This window comes from Aeromicrobium sp. (assembly GCF_049587115.1).
Taxonomy (GTDB): Bacteria; Actinomycetota; Actinomycetes; order Propionibacteriales; family Nocardioidaceae; genus Aeromicrobium.
In genome coordinates, this window is the sequence record NZ_JBAVDI010000082.1 from 1 (window position 1) to 2,728 (window position 2,728).

1 protein-coding gene is annotated in these 2,728 nt (G+C 70.2%); it reads left to right on the forward strand.

Annotated elements, in window-relative coordinates:
* On the forward strand, nt 1-2,728 hold a 2,728-nt coding region (locus tag WB461_RS08460), incomplete at both ends, for a hypothetical protein (protein ID WP_423852290.1).

Here is a 2,728-nt window from a genome sequence, read left to right on the forward strand (position 1 = left end):
CCGCGCGGCTGCACCGCGCGCCTCTACAACGGTGACGAGCTCACCGACCAGCTGGCGCTGCCGCAGTCCGGGGCCGACGCGAACCGGATGTGTGTCGAGTCGCCCATGATGGGCTTCACGGCAGGGCCGTCCGACGCAGCCGGTGGCGCGCAGACCGTCAACGGCAACTACGGCTTCTCCGAGTCCAAGGTCAACCAGTACCCCGTGGGTGACCAGCGCAACCCCGCCCCCGACCACGACCTGGCGCTGTACGCCGACCTGGCCGCTGCCGGCTACGACCCGCAGCCGCTGGTCGCCACCGACTACCTCGTCGGGGTCGACATCCCGGACAACCCGGTCGGGGGCGGCGCGATGTACAAGGTGACCTCCGAGGAGGCCGTCAACGTCTTCACCGGTGACAGCTACCTGCCCCAGGAGAACTTCCCGCCAGCCACCCCGGCGATCGCAGCCGACCCGGGCGGTCCACCCACGCCTGACGTCACACCGCCCTCCCAGCCCCCGTCGCAGACCGGTGGCATCGTGTCCGGCTGCGCGGGCCCGCTGCACAAGGTCGACGTGACCGACGAGGACTTCCTCGCCAACGGTGGCAGCCCCTTCCAGGGCCAGGACCGCCCCTCCTGCCAGGACAAGCTCGTCACCGTGCGGGCCGGGCAGACCACGGCACCGACGTTCAGCCTCTACACCGACGTGCCGATCCCGACCCACTTCTGGGGCGTGACGCTCAACGACCTCGGTCTGACGTTGGACAAGCGCAGCGTGAACTTCGGCGAGGCCCAGGGGCTGCCCTACGTCCCCGTCGGCCTCTACGACTCCGCGGGACGCCTCGCCTACACCGCCCACACCGACTTCAACGGGATGTACGAGGCACTGATGCCCTCGACCGGCACCTACAACTGCCCCGTCCCCGCCGGCCCGTGCCCGAACATGTACCGCTTCACCGGCAACGACCCCGGCGCGCCCGGCGCCCTCAACCAGGACTACAACCCGCGGTTCCGGACCATCTCCGCCACCTTCCAGGGCTGGCCGGGCCTCTACACGGTGACGGACACCGCACCGACGCAGGTGGCCTCGACCGTCCTCACGCCCGACACCTCCGTGGCCAACCCGACCGTCTGCGACGTGGACCCGGTGACGCCGCAGGTCTTCGCGGTGGACAAGGTCTTCGTCCGGCGTGGCGACTCCACCACAGCCCGGACCGTGACGATCACGGGCAAGGGCTTCGGTGCCACCGCCGGGGTGCTCAGGCTCGGCACCACCACGATGACCACCTCCGGCTGGAGCGACAGCCAGATCTCCTTCGTCGTGCCGACCAACGCGACCGCCGGCGCGCAGCAGCTGGACATCGTGGGCAGCAACGGCCAGCACGCGTCGAACTCCCTCACCCTGCGCGTCCTCAACGCGCTCGGCGGCACGGTTGGCGCCAACCGGGACAACCCGCGCATTGCCGAGGTGGGACCCGCCAGCACCTACCGGACCATCCAGGCCGCCCTGGAGGCCGCGCGTCCGACGGCGGCGGCGCCGTACTGGCTCGTCGTCGTCAAGCCGGGCGCCGCCACGGCGGTCAACCCGCGCGGGGAGTACGCCGAGAACCTCATCGTCCACAACAGGGTCGCCCTGCAGGGCTTCGGTCCCGGCGGGTTCGCGACCGACGGCAGCTGGGTGCCCGGCACCATCGTCGACGGCTCCAGCTTCAGCGTCGACCAGGACAACGGAGCCGCGTGGCTCGCCCTGCTGGGCAGCCTCACCTACGCCGGGCCGCCCGCGGTCCCCGACGGTGCGGTCGTGACCGTCCTGTCTCCCTCCACGAGCTCGGTGCCCTCGTCCTACCCCGTGAGCATCGACGGCTTCCAGATCACCGGGGGCATCCAGGTCGACCAGCCCACCAACGTCAACCTCATCACCGGCGGGGTGCGCACGCCCTACGGCGGAAGCGGGGCCATCGTGGCCCAGGGTGGCGGCATCTACGCCCACAACACCGTGCAGGGCATGCGGGTCACCAACAACCTCATCGTCGGCAACGGCGGGTCCTACGGTGGTGGCATCCGCGTGGGAACGCCCTACGGCGGGGACAGCAAGAACTACGGCACCGTCATCTCCCACAACCAGATCCGTGACAACGGCGGGACCAACCTCGCCGGCGGCATCGGGCTGTTCACCGGCAGCGACGGGTACTCCGTCGACAACAACGCGATCTGCGGCAACCACTCCTCGGAGTACGGCGGTGCGGTCTCGGCCTACGGCTACCAGGCCCACCCCACGGCCAAGTCCGCGGGCTACTCCCTCGGTGGGTCGATCGACCACAACACGATCTGGTTCAACTCCTCCTACGACGAGGGCGGCGCGATCATGGTCGCCGGCGAGCTGCCGGCAACGACGACCCAGCTGTCCGAGGGCACCGGACCGGTGACCATCGACGCCAACCGGATCCAGGCCAACCTCGCCAACGACGACGGGGGCGGCATCCGGCTCCTGCAGACCTCGGGGACCCACATCACGGCAAGCTCGCCGGAGACCATCGCCATCACCAACAACACCATCGCCAACAACGTCTCGGCGCACGAGGGTGGCGGCATCGCCCTGGACGACGCGGCCTTCGTCAACATCGTCAACAACACGGTGGTCAAGAACCTCACCACGGCGACCGCCGTCACCAGCGACGGCACTCCCGCAGCCGCGGGGCTGTCGACCGCCGAGCTGAGCGCCCCCCTGCTCGCCCGGCTGCGCAGCA